This is a genomic window from Streptomyces sp. NPDC086549, assembly GCF_044746205.1.
GTDB lineage: Bacteria > Actinomycetota > Actinomycetes > Streptomycetales > Streptomycetaceae > Streptomyces.
In genome coordinates this window covers 368,530-384,158 of sequence record NZ_JBIVBS010000006.1, presented here as the reverse complement: position 1 = coordinate 384,158, position 15,629 = coordinate 368,530, and the positions used below count along the sequence as shown (strand labels likewise).

Annotated in this window: 13 protein-coding genes and 1 tRNA gene; 7 read left to right on the top strand and 7 right to left on the bottom strand. The window is 71.6% G+C overall.

The window, feature by feature from the left end; translation table 11 throughout:
- The first annotated feature begins 214 nt into the window (after positions 1 to 214).
- The 3 genes from ACIPSA_RS21995 (at position 215) to ACIPSA_RS21985 (ending at position 2,669) form a co-directional block, all read left to right on the top strand.
- A complete protein-coding gene (locus ACIPSA_RS21995) occupies positions 215 to 1,186 on the top strand; it encodes a hypothetical protein (RefSeq protein WP_402637509.1) in 972 nt (323 codons plus the stop codon).
- A 123-nt stretch (positions 1,187 to 1,309) separates the two neighbouring features.
- A complete protein-coding gene (locus ACIPSA_RS21990) occupies positions 1,310 to 2,059 on the top strand; it encodes a molybdopterin-dependent oxidoreductase (protein ID WP_402637507.1) in 750 nt (249 codons plus the stop codon).
- Positions 2,043 to 2,669: a cytochrome b/b6 domain-containing protein gene (locus tag ACIPSA_RS21985; protein WP_402637506.1), complete on the top strand. Its 627-nt coding sequence runs from the start codon at positions 2,043 to 2,045 to the stop codon at positions 2,667 to 2,669. Before ACIPSA_RS21990 ends, ACIPSA_RS21985 begins: the two co-directional genes overlap by 17 nt.
- An 85-nt stretch (positions 2,670 to 2,754) precedes the next feature.
- Here the strand turns inward: ACIPSA_RS21985 and ACIPSA_RS21980 are convergent, their stop codons facing one another.
- Entirely contained in the window at positions 2,755 to 4,152 is a 1,398-nt protein-coding gene (locus ACIPSA_RS21980) for a GntP family permease (protein ID WP_402637504.1), read from the bottom strand.
- A gap of 75 nt (positions 4,153 to 4,227) precedes the next feature.
- Positions 4,228 to 4,746, bottom strand: a complete 519-nt coding sequence (locus ACIPSA_RS21975) for a gluconokinase (RefSeq protein WP_402637502.1) — start codon at positions 4,744 to 4,746, stop codon at positions 4,228 to 4,230.
- Positions 4,747 to 4,889: 143 nt separating this feature from the next.
- Here ACIPSA_RS21975 and ACIPSA_RS21970 point away from each other — a divergent pair, with 143 nt between their 5' ends.
- The gene (locus ACIPSA_RS21970) at positions 4,890 to 5,591 is read left to right on the top strand and encodes a FadR/GntR family transcriptional regulator (protein ID WP_402637500.1); all 702 of its coding nucleotides are present in this window, start codon (positions 4,890 to 4,892) and stop codon (positions 5,589 to 5,591) included.
- Between the two features lie 2 nt (positions 5,592 to 5,593).
- Here ACIPSA_RS21970 and ACIPSA_RS21965 read toward each other — a convergent pair whose 3' ends face one another.
- The 5 genes from ACIPSA_RS21965 to ACIPSA_RS21945 all read right to left on the bottom strand — a co-directional run bounded on the left by ACIPSA_RS21965 (position 5,594) and on the right by ACIPSA_RS21945 (position 12,506).
- Positions 5,594 to 5,998 carry a YchJ family protein gene (locus tag ACIPSA_RS21965; RefSeq protein WP_402637498.1) on the bottom strand — a complete coding sequence of 135 codons (405 nt, stop codon included), beginning with the start codon at positions 5,996 to 5,998 and terminating at the stop codon, positions 5,594 to 5,596.
- A gap of 5 nt (positions 5,999 to 6,003) precedes the next feature.
- A complete protein-coding gene (locus ACIPSA_RS21960; protein WP_402637496.1) occupies positions 6,004 to 6,705 on the bottom strand; it encodes a hypothetical protein in 702 nt (233 codons plus the stop codon).
- Between the two features lie 48 nt (positions 6,706 to 6,753).
- Positions 6,754 to 8,109 (bottom strand): M1 family metallopeptidase, encoded by a 1,356-nt coding sequence (locus ACIPSA_RS21955; RefSeq protein ID WP_402637494.1) that lies wholly within the window; start codon positions 8,107 to 8,109, stop codon positions 6,754 to 6,756.
- Between the two features lie 78 nt (positions 8,110 to 8,187).
- On the bottom strand, positions 8,188 to 12,054 hold the full coding sequence (locus ACIPSA_RS21950; RefSeq protein ID WP_402637492.1) for a Pls/PosA family non-ribosomal peptide synthetase: 3,867 nt from the start codon (positions 12,052 to 12,054) through the stop codon (positions 8,188 to 8,190).
- 364 nt (positions 12,055 to 12,418) lie between these two features.
- Positions 12,419 to 12,506, bottom strand: a tRNA-Leu gene (locus ACIPSA_RS21945).
- Between the two features lie 198 nt (positions 12,507 to 12,704).
- On the opposite strand from ACIPSA_RS21945, the gene ACIPSA_RS21940 reads away from it, so the two are divergent.
- The 3 genes from ACIPSA_RS21940 (at position 12,705) to ACIPSA_RS21930 (ending at position 15,578) form a co-directional block, all read left to right on the top strand.
- A complete protein-coding gene (locus tag ACIPSA_RS21940; RefSeq protein WP_402637490.1) occupies positions 12,705 to 14,030 on the top strand; it encodes a M20/M25/M40 family metallo-hydrolase in 1,326 nt (441 codons plus the stop codon).
- Positions 14,031 to 14,188: 158 nt separating this feature from the next.
- The gene (gene chpH / locus ACIPSA_RS21935) at positions 14,189 to 14,422 is read left to right on the top strand and encodes a chaplin ChpH (RefSeq protein ID WP_402637488.1); all 234 of its coding nucleotides are present in this window, start codon (positions 14,189 to 14,191) and stop codon (positions 14,420 to 14,422) included.
- Positions 14,423 to 14,633: 211 nt separating this feature from the next.
- Positions 14,634 to 15,578, top strand: coding sequence for a chaplin (locus ACIPSA_RS21930; protein WP_402637486.1), 945 nt, complete (start codon positions 14,634 to 14,636; stop codon positions 15,576 to 15,578).
- The last annotated feature ends 51 nt before the right edge of the window (positions 15,579 to 15,629 follow it).

Here is a 15,629-nt window from a genome sequence, read left to right as displayed (position 1 = left end):
CGCCCGGGCGAGCGACGCCATGGCATACGCCACACGGGTGACCCGCGGGGCGCCGTTCACGGGCGGGTGCGGGCGGTCCCGGATGCCTCAAGTTCCGTTCCGGAAAAGGTAGTTGAAGCTAGTAACAGCCCGGTTCGGCTTGACGCAAAGTGTTGGCTGGGGGTTTGCTGTGCGTGATCGGTCGATGGCAGCCCGAGAACCAGGAAGTCCCGCGGTGCCCCCACCCCCGCCTCTGCTCGACCCCGGCCCCGAACGCACGGCCCAGGCCTTCGACGGTGCCCTCGGCGACTCCGAACTGGTTGTCGCGCGCACCGCGCTGACCCAGGGCCGGTGGCAGGCCACCCGCTCGCTGCTCCTGCGTACCGGCGACGACTGGGACCGCCGCGGCCACCGGATCACCGTCCTCGCCCGGGAGCCCTACACCGCCGCCTGGGCCCGCGACTGGCTGCACGCCGAGCCCGGCTCCGCCGACGCCTCCGTCCTGCTCGCCCTGAGCCTGGTGCGGCGCTCCCTGCGCGGCAGGCAGGACCCCGGCGGGTCCCGTGCGGCCTGCCGCACCGCGGCCGCGCTCGCGCCCGCCGACCCCACCCCGTGGCTCGGCCTGCTGCTCCTGGAGCACGCCGGGCCTGAGGCGGACCGGATCTTCACCGAGGTGCTCCGCCGCCACCCCGACCACCACCACGCCCACCACCTGATGGTCGCGCGCCTCGCCGAGCGGCAGCCCGAGAGCGGCCCGGACCCGCGGCACGAGGTGTACGACTTCGCCGACCGGGCCGCCGACCACGCCCCCGCGGACTCCCCGCTCGCCGTCCTGCCGGTCGTCGCGCACACCGAGCGCTATCGCGCGCTGGCCGCCGTCGGCCGGGCACCCGCCGACTCCACGGCCTCGGCGCACTGGGTGGGACCACGGGCCCGCCGCGTGCTGCGGACCGCCTTCCACTGGTGGCTGGAGTGGGAGCACGACGACCACCCGCGCCGCCACGTCGACCTGAACTTCCTCGCCCACGCGACGTCCTGTGCGGGCCGGGCCGCCGAGGCCGCCGCCCTGTTCCGGCGTATCGGCCGGCACGCCACCCCGGCGCCCTGGTCGTACCCGGACCTGGACCCGTGCGCCGCGTTCCGCACGGCACGGGCCCGCGCGCTCGGCACGCCGGTGGCCCTCGCCTCCCGGCAGAACCCTTTCTGAGCGGCACGTAACCGGGTGAAAGGCACGTGGCTTTCTGAGAGGCACGTAAGAAGTGATTACAGAACTCTGACCTGTCCTCGTGATTTCTGGCCCGACAGGCGCCGGGAGTGCTCGAATGAACGAGTGAACACCGAACAACCCGAGGAGCGGCGGGAGCGGCAGGGATCCGAGGAGGGCCGGCCGATAGGCCGCCGCGTCCTGCTCGGCACCATCGGCCTCGGCGCTCTCGGCGTGGTCGCCGCCCCCACCCTGCAACGCGGCATGGAGGCCTTCCTCGGCACCGTGTCCGGGAAGGACCCCACGGGTCTGACGGGACTGCTGCCGAACGGCGGGGGCTTCCGCTACTACTCGGTCGCCGCGTCCGTGCCGCACAAAGGCCCCGCGGACTACCGGCTCTCGATCGACGGACTCGTCGACAACCCACGCACCTACACCCTCGCCGACCTGCGCGCCCTGCCCCAGACCCGGCTCGTCAAGGACGTCCAGTGCGTCACCGGCTGGCGAGTCCCGGGCACCCCCTTCGAGGGTGTACGGCTCTCCCATCTGCTGGACGCGGCCGGCGTGCGCGGCACCGGCAAGGCGATCCGCTTCACCTGCTTCGACGGCGCCTACACCGAGAGCCTCACCCTCGAACAGGCCCGCCGCGCCGACGTGCTGGTCGCCCTGCGCATGCAGGACAAGGACATCGGCCACGACCACGGCGGACCCGTCCGCCTCTACGTCGCCCCCATGTACTTCTACAAGTCCGCCAAGTGGCTCTCCGGCATCACCGTCACCGACCACGTCCAGCCCGGCTACTGGGAGAGGCTCGGCTACGACGTCGACGCGTGGGTCGGCCGTTCGAACGGACGGTCCGATGACCCTACGAGCTGAGACCCCGGCCCCGCCGGACTCCCGCGTCCACCGCTTCACCCCCGCCGAGCGGTGGGTGCACCGCACCACGGCCGCGCTGATGGGCATCTGCGTGGCGACCGCGGCCTGCCTCTACATCCCGCAGCTCGCCATACTGGTCGGCCGCCGCGAACTGGTCGTCCGCGTCCACGAGTGCGCGGGCCTCGCCCTGCCCGTGCCCGTACTGCTGGGCCTCGCCTCCCGTGCCTTCCGCGCCGACCTGGGGTTCCTCAACCGCTTCGGCCCGCACGACCGGATGTGGCTGCGCGCGGCCCTCGTCCGCGACAAACGGCACTCCTCCCGCCCGGCCGGCAAGTTCAACGCCGGGCAGAAGGTGTACGCCGCCTGGATCGCCGGCGCCACGGTCGTGATGCTCGGCACGGGCCTGATCATGTGGTTCACCCATCTCACCCCGCTGGTGTGGCGCACGTCGGCGACCTTCGTCCACGACTGGCTCGCCCTGACCATCGGCATCGTCCTCGCCGGCCACATCGGCATGGCCCTGGGCGATCCGGAGGCCCGCCGCGGCCTGCGCACCGGGTCGGTGAGCCGGGAGTGGGCGAAGCGGGAGCATCCGCTGTGGCGGCCTTAGGCCAGTCCTGGGCCGCCTTGGGCCGCCTTCAGGCCCTGTCGTTCGACGACAGGGCCTGAAGGGGTGAGCCGTCTTCGGCGTACCGCTAGATCACCAGGGACAGGAGGAGGACCAGGCCGCCGGCGACCACCGAGATGATGGTCTCCATGACGGACCACGTCTTGACCGTCTGCCCGACGCTCAGCCCGAAGTACTCCTTCACCAGCCAGAACCCGGCGTCGTTGACATGGCTGAAGAAGAGCGAGCCGGCGCCGATGGCCAGGACCAGCAGGGCCGCGTGGGTCGTCGACATGTCGGCGGCCAGCGGGGCCACGAGGCCGGCCGCCGAGACGGTCGCCACCGTCGCCGAACCGGTCGCCAGCCGGATCGCCACCGCGATCAGCCAGCCGAGCAGCAGGGCGGGGATCGACCAGTCTTTGGAGACGTCCAGGATCATCTGGCCGACGCCGGAGTCGATCAGCGTCTGCTTGAAGCCGCCGCCCGCGCCGACGATCAGCAGGATGCTCGCGATGGGGGCGAGCCCCTTCTCGACCGTCCGCGAGATCCGCTCCTTGCTGAACCCGGCCGGCCGGCCCAGCGTGAACATGCCGACGATCACGGCCGTGAGCAGGGCGATCAGCGGGGAGCCGATGACGTCGAAGACGCGTTGCACCGTGTGCGTCGGGTCGTCGACCACGATGTCCACCAGCGCCTTGGCCAGCATCAGGACGACGGGCAGCAGGATGGTGGCGAGTGTGGCGCCGAAGCCGGGGCGCTTCTCCAGCTCCTCGGAGGGGCGCTGGGGGATCATGCGGTCGGGAGCCGGGACGTCCACCCAGCGGGCCGCGACCTTGGAGAACACCGGACCGGCGATGATCACCGTCGGTATCGCGACGAGGACGCCGAGCGCGAGCGTGACGCCCAGGTTGGCCTTGACCGCGTCGATCGCCACCAGCGGGCCGGGGTGCGGGGGCACCAGACCGTGCATCACCGACAGGCCCGCCAGTGCCGGGATGCCGACGCGCATCACGGAGTAGTTGCCGCGCTTGGCGACCATCAGGACCACCGGGATCAGCAGCACGATGCCGACCTCGAAGAACAGCGGCAGGCCGATCACGGAGGCGATGAGCACCATCGCCCAGGGCATCGCCCGCCCGCCCGCCTTGGCGAGGATCGTGTCGACGATCTCGTCGGCGCCGCCGGAGTCGGCGAGCAGCTTGCCGAGGATCGCGCCCAGCGCGATCAGCACGCCCACGCCGGCGACCGTGGTGCCGAGACCGGTGGTGAAGCTGACGATCGCCTTGTCGAGCGGTGCTCCGGCGAACGCGCCCAGCGCGAGTGACCCGATGGTCAGCGCCAGGAAGGCATGGAGCTTGAACTTGGTGATGAGCAGGACGATGACGGTGATGCCCGCCAGGACGGCGATGCCAAGCTGGACGTGGCCGGCCGAGGTTATGGGCTCGACGGCGTCCGCTGCCAGCATCTCGACGTTGAGTCTGGTCACGGGGTTCCCTTGTGGATACGGGGACGTTGAGGGGTGCTACGAGGTACTGCGGGGTACTGCGAGGCGCAGCGAGGTCTACTGCGGTGCGTCGGGAACCGCGGCCAGTGCCTCGGCGGCCCGCTCGGCGATCTCCTCGGGGGATCCGGAGACGTCCACGGAGACCCCCGCCTCGTCCGCCTGGAGCGGCTGGAGCGTGGCGAACTGGGAGTCCAGCAGTGCCGTCGGCATGAAATGCCCACGCCGGTGGGACATCCGGTCCTCGATGAGCTTCCGGGAGCCCGTGAGGTGCACGAACACGATCCCGGGAGCCGTTGCCCTGAGCCGGTCGCGGTACGACCGCTTCAGCGCCGAGCAGCTGACCACCCCGCCGAGCCCGCGCCGCCCGTCCGCCCAGGTGCCGATGGCGTCGAGCCACGGCCACCTGTCCGCGTCGTCGAGCGGGACGCCGGCCGACATCTTGTCGATGTTGGCCTGCGGGTGGAAGTCGTCGCCCTCGGCGTAGGGGGCGCCGAGCCGGGCGGCGAGCAGGGGACCGATCGTGGTCTTGCCCGTACCGGCGACGCCCATCACCGCGACGACGTGGGGGGTACGCATCACTGCCTCACTGTCTTCCTCGACATGCGACGCCGGCGTCCGGCGTCGGCCACACTGAATCCCATTAGGTATGACAAATTCAAGAGTCTGTGATGTATAAGTCTGACTTTTTGTCTCCGTGATCCACTCTGTACGCTGAGTGCATGAGCACACCGGGCCGGGGTCTGCACGGCCATGTACTGGACACCCTCGGCCCCGCGATCACCGGAGGCGAGTACCCGCCGGGGAGTGTCCTGCGTACGGACGAACTGGCTCAGCACTTCGAGGTGTCACGCTCCGTGATGCGCGAGGCGGTGCGCGTCCTCGAATCCATGCACCTCGTCGAGTCCCGCCGCCGCGTGGGCGTCACGGTCCGTCCCAAGGCCGAGTGGAACGTCTACGACCCGCAGGTCATCCGCTGGCGCCTGGCGGGCGCCGACCGCCCGCACCAGCTGCGCTCGCTGACCGTGCTGCGCTCGGCGATCGAGCCCGTCGCGGCGGCCCTGGCCGCCAAGAACGCCACGGCGGAGCAGTGCGCCGAGCTCACCGAGTGCGCGCTCGGCATGGTGGCCAACTCACGCGGCCACAAGCTGGAGGGGTACCTCGTCCACGACATCGCCTTCCACCGGGTCGTCCTCGCCGCCTCCGGCAACGAGATGTTCGCCCGGCTGGGCGACGTCGTCGCCGAGGTCCTCGCGGGCCGCACCCATCACGAGGTCATGTTCGAGGACCCCGACCCGGCCGCCGTCACCCTGCACGTCCAGCTGGCGGAGGCGGTACGCGCGGGCGACGCGGCCCGCGCCGAACAGCTGACCCGCGAGATCACCGCGGGCGCGCTCCAGGAACTGGACATCCTCGCGCCGTAGCGCTACTCGTCCAGGAACTCCCCGTCGACATACACCCACGCCCCGTCGACCCGCTCGAACCGGCTCCGCTCGTGCAGCGAGCCGCCCCGGTAGGAGGCGCGGAAGGTCACGGTTCCCGTGGAGTGGAAGGCCGACCCGTCCGTCGCGCCGAGCACCTCCAGCCCGGTCCACTTCATCCCCGGGTCGAGGTCCAGCCGGTCCGGCCGGGTGCGCGGATGCCATGTCCGCAGCAGATACGCCGTGTCCCCCTTCACGAAGGCGCTGTACCGCGACCGCATGAGCGCCTCGGCGGTCGGCGCGGCCGCGGCACCGGAGTGACAGCGGCCGCAGCACTTCTCGTACGGCTCGGGCAGGCCGCAGGGGCAGGTGGGCGCGGACTTCACGGAACGGGCGGTACGTCGGGACACGGCCCCTATTGTGCCGTGACGGAGAGCGGCAGGACCGCACGGGCCTCGGGGCTCTCCGGGCGGCGCCCCAGCCGCGCACGGACCACGATGCCCGGAGCCCCGGCCGGGGACGTGTCCTCCTGCGCGGGCGCCGCCTCGATGAACTGCACGAGCAGCGCGCCGGTGACGCGCGTACCGATCTGCCGCAGCAAACGGGCCGGGAGTACCCACTCCACGCCCTGGTACAGCACCCCCTCGTGCTTCCCGTGCGTGCGCTTGACGTACCACCCGCCCTTCTGAAGCGGCGCGCTCCGCAGCTTCAGATGCGCCATGACCGCGGCCAGACCGCCGAGCACGGGAAATCCGGCCGCGGCCGTGGCCTCACCCGCGACCTCCAGCACCGGCTTGATCGCCTGCACGTCCTCGGCCAGCGCGTTGCGCCACTTCCGCTCCTCCTGCACCGGGGGCAGGTGGTACACCACCGCCTGGACGTCCTTGCACCGCCACTCGGCGACGGACGGGAACAGCAGCGTCACGCTGGTGTTCCCGCGCACCCGACCGGTGTACCCGAAGGTCCACACGTACAAGTACGCCGGACACTGCGCGGCCCTTCTGGACCCGGTGCTGAACAGCCCCTCCAGCGGCACCGGCAGGGGGGCCGTCTCCCCGAAAACCTCCAGCCAGAACCCGTCGGAGTCGTCGGACCAGCGAGCCCACCGGGACACCATGACCGCTCAACCCCCTGAGACAGCACCCCACTTGGAGCGCACTGTAGCTCAGGCCGAGCTCGCCGTGCCCCCTGGTGCGGTCAGCGTCGGCAGCGGCGGCAGCGGCGCCCGGTACACCCAGGCCTGGAACAGCCCGTCCAGCGGCTCGTCCGCGAACCGTGCCACGTGTGCGGTGAATGCCGGCGTCGACACCACCCCGTTGCGGTGCAGCCGCACCCAGCTGCGCAGCATGAGGAAGAACGCCTCGTCGCCCAGCGCGCAGCGCACCGCGTGCACGGTCAGGCCACCGCGCTCGTAGAGCCGGTCGTCGAACATCGACTTGCGGCCCGGATCGGCCAGCCGGAGGTCCTGCGGCAGCGTGGACAGCTGCCGGTGCGCGATCGCGGCCAGTTGCTGCGTGCCGCGGCCGCCCGAGCGCTCCGACCACAGCCACTCCGCGTACTTGGCGAAACCCTCGTTCAGCCAGATGTGCCGCCAGTCGGCGATGGACAGGCAGTTGCCGAACCACTGGTGCGCCAGCTCGTGCGCGACCAGCCGCTCCGAACCCCGGGCCCCGTCCACGTGGTTGGCGCCGAACAGCGACAACCCCTGCGCCTCGACGGGGACGTCGAGCTCCTCCTCGGTCACCGCGACCGCGTACTCGTCGAACGGGTACGGCCCGAAGAGCTCCTGGAACAGCTCCATCATCGCGGGCTGCCGCGCGAAGTCCCGGGAGAACTCCGGGAGAAGGTGCGCCGGAATGTGCCCGTGCTGCGGAACGCCGCCCGGCCCCGGGTCGCCCAGCAGCACGGTCTGGTACTTGCCGATCGCCAGCCCGACCAGATAGCTCGACGTGGGCGCGGACTGCTCGTACACCCAGGTGGTCGTCGAGGCCTTCGTCGTACGGGTCAGCAGGCGCCCGCCCGCGACCACCGAGTACGCGGACGGCGTGGTGACCGAGATCAGGTACGACGCCTTGTCGGCGGGCCGGTCGTTGCACGGGTACCAGGACGACGCCCCGATCGGCTGGCTCGCCACCAGCGCCCCGTCCTCCAGCTCCTCCCAGCCGATTCCGCCCCAGGGGCTGGCCACCGGCTTCGGATTGCCCGACCAGTGCACCTCCACCGTGAAGGCGGCCCCGGCCCGCAGCGGCTTCGCCGGGCGGATGCGCAGCCGGCCGCCGCGGTGCGTGTAGTGCGGCTGCCGGCCGTCCACCCGCACCCGGCCGATCCTGAAGTCGGCCAGGTTCAGCTGGAACTCGGTGAGGGGCGAACGTCCCGCGATGGCGTTGATCCGGGCCGTGCCCGCCAGCCGGTTCGGGCCGGGGCGGTAGTCCAGCGTGAGTTCGTAGCGGTGCACCCGGAAGCGCGGATCACCGTGGTCCGGGAAGTACGGGTCCTGCCCCACTGACTGCTGAACTGCCACTGCCGCGTCCGCTCCCTGCCCTGTGCCGCCACTCCGCTGCGCCGCCCGTGGCACTTCTCGCCGCCGAGTGGCCCGCACTCAGGGACGCCATGCCTCGATCGGGTTGCCGAGCCAGCGGGTGTCGTCCGGGACGGACTCCGCGGCCATGACGAGCGACGCGGGACCCAGCGTGGTACGGGCCCCGATCGTGCTGCCGGGCAGCACGATCCCGCCAGGGCCCAGCGTGGCACCCTCACGGAGAACAACAGTATCCGTCCGCAAGATCCGGTCGTGGAAGAGGTGTGTCTGGAGCACGCAGCCCCGGTTGACGGAAGCGGCGTCCTCCAGGGTCACCAGGTCCGTCTCCGGCAGCCAGTAGCTCTCCACCCACACACCCTTGCCGACGCGCGCGCCGAGCCCGCGCAGCCATGCCGTCATCAGCGGCGTACCGGGCACCGACCCGGCCAGCCACGGCACGGCCACGACCTCGACGAACGTGTCCGCCAGCTCGTTGCGCCACACGAAGGAGCTCCACAGCGGATGCTCCCCGCTGCGGTGCCGCCCCACCAGCACCCACTTCGCCACGATCGACACGAGTGCCGCCGTCGCCCCGGCCGCGAGCAGCACAAGCCCCGACAGCAGCGGGGCCCACGCCCCCAGCGCGCACAGCGCCGCCACCGTCAGCACTGCCAGCGCCGCCGAGCAGAGGACCGGCACGATCCGGCACAGTTCCACCAGCCCGCGCGCCCAGAGCAGCCGGGCCGGCGGCTCGTAGGTACGGCTCTGGTCGCCGTCGTTCGCGCTGCGGGGCAGCTTCACCGGCGGCAGACCCAGGTACGAGGTGCCCTTCTTCGCCTTCTTCGGCGTCGCCGACAGCACGCCGACCAGACCGCCGTCCGGCACGCTCCGCCCCGGCGCGGTCATCCCGGAGTTCCCGAGGAACGCCCGCCGCCCGATCTCCGCGCGCCCGACCCGCACCCAGCCGCCACCGAGCTCGTACGGCGCCGTCAGCGTGTCGTCCGCCAGGAAGGCCCCGTCACCGACGGTCGTCAGACTCGGCAGGGCGAGGACGGTCGACACCTCGGCGCCCCGCCCGATCCGCATCCCGAGCAGCCGCAGCCACGCGGGTGTGACCAGGCCCGCGTACAGCGGGAACAGCGTGTCCCGGGACCGGTCCATCAGCTGCGTGACCGTCCACGCCTGCCAGCCGATCCTGCTGTGCGTGGGATGCGTGCCCTCGCGCAGACCCAGGCTGAGCAGCCGAACGGCGACCAGGATCTTCAGCGCGTACACCAGCCCGAAGGTCAGCGTGGCCGGGACGAGCGCGAGCGCCGCTCCGCGCAGCGCCTCGACGAGTCCGGTCCCGGGCGCCACGAACAGGCCGGCGACCAGCAGCGCGGCCACACCCGCCGACACCGGCATGGCGCTCAGCGCGACGCCCGTCACGCCGTACATCACCCGCCAGTACGTGCCGCGCTGCGGCCGCTCCTTGGGCCAGTTGCGCTTGGCCTTGCCGAGCTTGACCGCGGGCGCGCCGGCCCACCGCTGCCCGGTGGGAATCTGCCCGGTGACGGCCGACCCGGGCGCCACCTCGGCGCGCTTGCCGACGCGCGCGCCCGGGAACAGCATGCTGCGCGTGCCGACGACGGCGTGCGCACCCACCTTCACCGGCCCGACCTCCAGCCGGTCCCCGTCCAGCCAGTACCCGGACAGGTCCACCTCGGACTCCACGGCGGCCCCGCGCCCGAGCTTGAGCATGCCGGTGACCGGAGGCAGCGAGTGCAGGTCGACGTCCTGGCCGACCTTGGCGCCCAGCGCCCGCGCGTACCGCTCCAGCCAGGACCCGGTCAGCGAGGTCGCCCCGCTGAACTCGGCCAGCCGCTCGGCGGTCCACAGCCGCAGGTGCACGCTCCCGCCGCGCGGGTACCGGCCGGGCCGCAGGCCGCGCAGCAGCAGCCGTGCGCCGCCCGCGGCGAGCGCGATGCGTCCGGGCGGGCTGAAGAACAGCAGGGCGCCCGCCGCGATCAGCCACCAGGAGGCGGTCGGCAGCCAGGAGTAGGCGGGCAGCAGGTTCCCCACCGCCGCCAGGGCCACCGTCCAGCGGAGCCCGAGCAGCGTGAACAGCGGTACGAGCAGGAAGAGCTGGAGGAGCTGGGCGCGGACCGGGACCGGCGCGACCGTCCGCCGCGCACCGTCGTCCTGCGCCGAGGCCTCAAGGCGCCGGGCCAGCTTGCGCAGCGTCGGCTGCTGGTAGATGTCGAGGACGGCCGCGCTCGGGTAACGCGTGCGCAGCCGGGTGGTGAGCTGGGCGGCGGCGAGGCTGCTGCCGCCGATCGCGAAGAAGTCGTCGGAGGCGCTGGTCACCGGCATGCCGAGGACCTCCGCCCACTGCTCGGCGAGCCAGGCCTCGATGCCGTAGAGCTGCTCGGCCTTTCCGCCGGTCTCCAGCCCTTCCAGGGGCCACGGCAGGGCGTTGCGGTCGACCTTCCCGGAGGTACGGGTCGGCAGCTCGCCGACCGGGGCGAGCAACGGCACCAGGGCGGCCGGCAGCTCCGCGCGCAGCTTCTCCACGGCCGCCGCCCGGTCCCAGCCGTCCTGTGTGACGACGTACCCGACGAGCAGCTGGTTGCCGCCGCGGGCGGTGCGCACGGCGGCGGCCGCACCCGCCACCCCCGGCAGCGCCTGCAGGGCGGCATCCACCTCACCGAGCTCGATCCGGCGCCCGCCCAGCTTGATCTGCTCGTCGGCCCGGCCGAGGAAGATCAGCCCCTCGCGATCGGCCTTGACCAGGTCACCGCTCCGGTACGCACGCTCCCAGCCCAGCGACTCCAGCGGTGCGTACTTCTCCGCGTCCTTCCCGGCGTCGAGATACCGCGCGAGCCCGACCCCACCGATGACCAGCTGTCCGCTGTCACCCATGGCCACGGGCTCCCCGGCCTCGTCCACGACGGCCAGCTCCCACCCGTCCAGCGGCAGCCCGATCCGCACCGGCTCCTCGCCGGTCATCAGCGCTGCGCAGGCCACCACGGTCGCCTCGGTGGGCCCATAGGTGTTCCACACCTCGCGCCCCTCCGTGACCAGCCGCTGTGCCAGCTCGGGCGGGCAGGCCTCGCCGCCGAAGATCAGCAGACGGACGTCGTCGAGGGTCTGGGGCTCCCACAGCGCGGCCAGCGTCGGCACGGTGGACACGACGGTGATCTCCTGCTCGACCAGCCAGGGACCGAGATCGGCACCGCTCCTGACCTGCGACCGGGGCACGGGCACCAGACAGGCCCCGTACCGCCAGGCCAGCCACATCTCCTCGCAGGACGCGTCGAAGGCGACCGACAGCCCCGCCATGACCCGGTCCCCGGGCCCGATGGGGTCGTCGGCGAGGAACAGGGCCGCCTCGGCGTCCACGAAGGCGGCGGCGCTGCGGTGCGTCACGGCGACGCCCTTGGGCTTCCCGGTGGACCCGGACGTGAAGATGATCCAGGCGTCGTGCTCGGTACCCGGGCGGGCGGCGGGGACCTCGGACCTGCCGTGGACGGTGATCCGGTGCCCGGCCCCGATCACGGCCCGTACCTGCGCCTCCCCGAACACCAGCTCGGCCCGCTCGTCGGGGTCCTCGGCGTCGACGGGAACGTAGGCGGCACCGGCGGCCAGCACGGCCAGAATGGCGACGTACAGCTCATTCGTCCCGGACGGCACGCGCACGCCCACCCGGTCCCCGAGCCCGACACCCGCGTCCGCGAGCCGCAGCCGCAACCGCTCCACCTCGACGGCCAGTGCCCGGTACGTGAGCCGCGTCGTGCCGTCGTCCAGGGCGAGCTCGTCCGGGTACGACCGTACGGACGCGTCGAAGACGTCGACGAGCGAGCGGGGCGAGGCGGCGGGCCCCGCGGAGAATCGCGCGGTGTCGCCGAACTGCTCGCGGATCTCGTCGTCGAGCAGGCCGAGAGAACTGCCTTCGTGTATGGCTGCCATCCGGTCCTCGCGTCTCGATCCCGGAAGCCTCCGGGGCGCTGGCGGGCCCGCAGGTCTGCCTGGGGTTGTCCGGCTCCAGCTCCATGACAAGCCGGAAATATTAGTACGACGCTATGGCTCACCTCTTCGTCCGGCCACTCGGAGAGACCGTCCGGGGGAGGGCGGGCGAGCGGGCGCGCGGCTGTGACCTGGAGGTCCGTGTGTGGGAGGAGAGATGGCCCACATCCGTGTAAAGGGCATGCGGAACTGCCCGGCAGACGGCTCCTGTTGACCCGCCGGGGCCCGAACTCCCGTCGTGGCGCGCGCGGTTGGTCCGCGCCTTCCGGCGCAACGAGAAGGGCCCCTGATGAACAGGGGCCCTCACTGGTGTCCGAGGGGGGACTTGAACCCCCACGCCCGATAAAGGGCACTAGCACCTCAAGCTAGCGCGTCTGCCATTCCGCCACCCGGACAAGGTGTCTGTCGTGCGGGGTTTCCCCCGCGGCGACGAAGGAAACATTACCAGGCTTTCGGGATGGCTGATCACACCCCGTCCCCGTCCCCGCCGCCGCGTGAACGGCGCGTGACAGGCCTGGTCCGGTCTTGGGGCATCGGTGGGCGGAGGGGGAGGATGAGAGGGACCACCAGCAGTGACAGTGGGAGGAAGCAGCGTGAGCGAGAAGGACACGGCCAAGGGCGTCACCGGCGAGGACGAGGTTGTGGACCTCTGCCGCGAGCTGATCCGGATCGACACCAGCAACTACGGCGACCACTCGGGCCCGGGCGAACGCAAGGCCGCCGAGTACGTCGCCGAGAAGCTCGCCGAGGTGGGCCTCGAGCCGAGGATCTTCGAGTCGCACCCGGGGCGCGCCTCGACCGTGGCCCGCATCGAGGGCGAGGACCCGTCCCGGCCCGCGCTGCTGATCCACGGCCACCTGGACGTCGTGCCGGCCAACGCCGCCGACTGGACCCACCACCCGTTCTCCGGCGAGGTCACGGACGGGAGCGTGTGGGGGCGCGGTGCCGTCGACATGAAGGACATGGACGCCATGACGCTGGCCGTCGCGCGCGACCGGCTGCGCAGCGGGCGCAGGCCGCCCCGGGACATCGTGCTCGCCTTCCTCGCGGACGAGGAGGCGGGCGGCACGTACGGCGCCCGGTGGCTGGTCGACAACCACCCCGACCTCTTCGACGGCGTCACCGAGGCCATCAGCGAGGTCGGCGGGTTCTCGTTCACCGTGAACGAGCAGCGGCGGCTCTATCTGATCCAGACGGCCGAGAAGGGCATGCACTGGATGAAGCTGACCGTGGCCGGCACGGCCGGGCACGGGTCGATGATCCACCGGGACAACGCCATCACCGAGCTGTCGGAGGCGGTGGCCCGGGTGGGCCGGCACAAGTTCCCGGTGCGGGTCACCAAGACCACCCGTGCCTTCCTCGACGAACTCGGTGACGCGCTCGGCACCGAGCTCGACCCGGAGGACATGGAGTCCACCCTCGCCAAGCTCGGCGGGATCGCCAAGCTCATCGGCGCGAGCCTGAGCAACACGGCCAATCCCACGCAGCTGAACGCCGGCTACAAGGTCAACGTCATTCCGGGCGAGGCCACCGCCAACATCGACGGGCGCTTCCTGCCCGGGTTCGAGGAGGAGTTCCTCGCCGACCTCGACCGGATCCTCGGCCCGAAGGTGAGGCGCGAGGACGTGCACTCCGACAAGGCCGTGGAGACCTCCTTCGACGGGGCGCTCGTGGAGGCCATGCAGTCCGCCCTCCTCGCCGAGGACCCGGCCGCGAAGGCGATCCCCTTCATGCTCTCCGCCGGCACCGACGCCAAGTCCTTCGACAACCTGGGTATCCGCGGCTTCGGCTTCGTGCCGCTCAAGCTGCCGCCGGAGCTGGACTTCGCGGGCATGTTCCACGGCGTCGACGAGCGGGTGCCGGTGGACGGGCTGCGGTTCGGCGTGCGTGTGCTCGACCGGTTCATCGACGCCTCCTGAGAAGCGGGAAGGCCCACCGAAACTCCGATAATCGGCCACCTGTACGGAGGTGACCGGGAAGAGTGAATGTGACGATAGGCTCGTAGCTCCATTGCTCCCTCCTCGTTACAGGTGACGTGATCCGCTGCTTGGGATCGCATTGCCAACAAGGAGGAACAATGCTCAAGAAGGTCGTCGCCGCTGCGGCTGTCACCGGTGGTCTGGTACTCGCGGGTGCGGGCCTGGCCGTCGCAGACTCCGGCGCTCAGGGGGCTGCCGTGAACTCCCCGGGTGTCGTTTCCGGCAACGTCATCCAGGTGCCCGTTCACGTCCCGGTGAACGTCTGCGGCAACACGATCTCGGTGATCGGGCTGCTGAACCCCGCCTTCGGCAACACCTGCGTCAACCAGTGACGCCGACTCCCTGAGGGGCGTTTCTTCCGTCGGCCCCGGAGCGCGCGCCATGCGCTCCGGGGCCGACCGGTCTTTTGGCAAGGAATTCGCCGCACGAATGCGGCATGCGAATTCGGCGCGCGAATGCGGCGTGTGCATTTAGTGTGCGAGTTCGCCGTGTGAATTCAGCGCAGGAATTTTGCAGCAGGATCGAAGGCAGGGGGAATCACCAATGCGACAGGGCACCCGCAAAGGCCTGATGACCGTGGCGGCCGCCACCGGAGTGATCGCCGCGGCAGGCGGCTACGCCCACGCCGACTCGGGCGCGAGCGGCTACGCCTCGGGCTCGCCCGGCGTACTGTCCGGCAACACCGTGCAGGCACCCGTGCACGTGCCGGTGAACGTCTGCGGCAACACCGTGAACGTCGTCGGCGTTCTCAACCCGTCCGTGGGCAACAAGTGCGCCAACCACGGCGGCGGCAGTTCGTCGGGCGGCAACGGCGGCTCCGGCGGACACAGCGGCCATGGGGGCTCGCACGCCGGCGGGCACACCGGCGGCTCGCCCGGCGTCGGCTCGGGCAACACCGTGCAGGCACCGATCGACGTGCCGGTCAACGTGTGCGGCAACAGCGTCAACGTCGTGGGCGTCGGCAACGCGACCGCGGGCAACGACTGCGCCAACGGCAGTTCCGGGGGCGGCCACCAGACCCAGCCACCGGGCGGCGGCCACGGGACACCTCCGGGCCAGCCCGGTAACCCAGGCAACCCTGGTAATCCAGGTAACCCTGGTAACCCTGGTAATCCAGGTAACCCTGGTAATCCAGGTAACCCTGGTAATCCAGGTAACCCTGGTAATCCAGGTAACCCAGGTAATCCTGGCAACCCAGGGAACCCGGGCCACCCGGGTATGCCCGGACATCCGGGCCAGCCCGGTCAGCCCGGCCACCCGAGTCAGCCCGGACACCCGGGTACCCCGCCCACCTCAGGCCAGGGCACCCCCGGAGGCTCCTCGCACCTCGGCCCGCACGGGGCGCAGTCCGCGGTCGCCCAGACCGTGTCCGGCGCCCAGCTCGCCCACACCGGCAGTGACTTGCCGATCGGCATCGTGCTGCCGCTGGGCGCGGGGACGCTGCTCGCCGGTGCGGTGCTCTACCGCAAGGCGCGCGCCTCGGCGTAACCCGCGAACGCGGTGAGCGCCACGGGAAACGGAGCGGGCCCCGTCGATGCG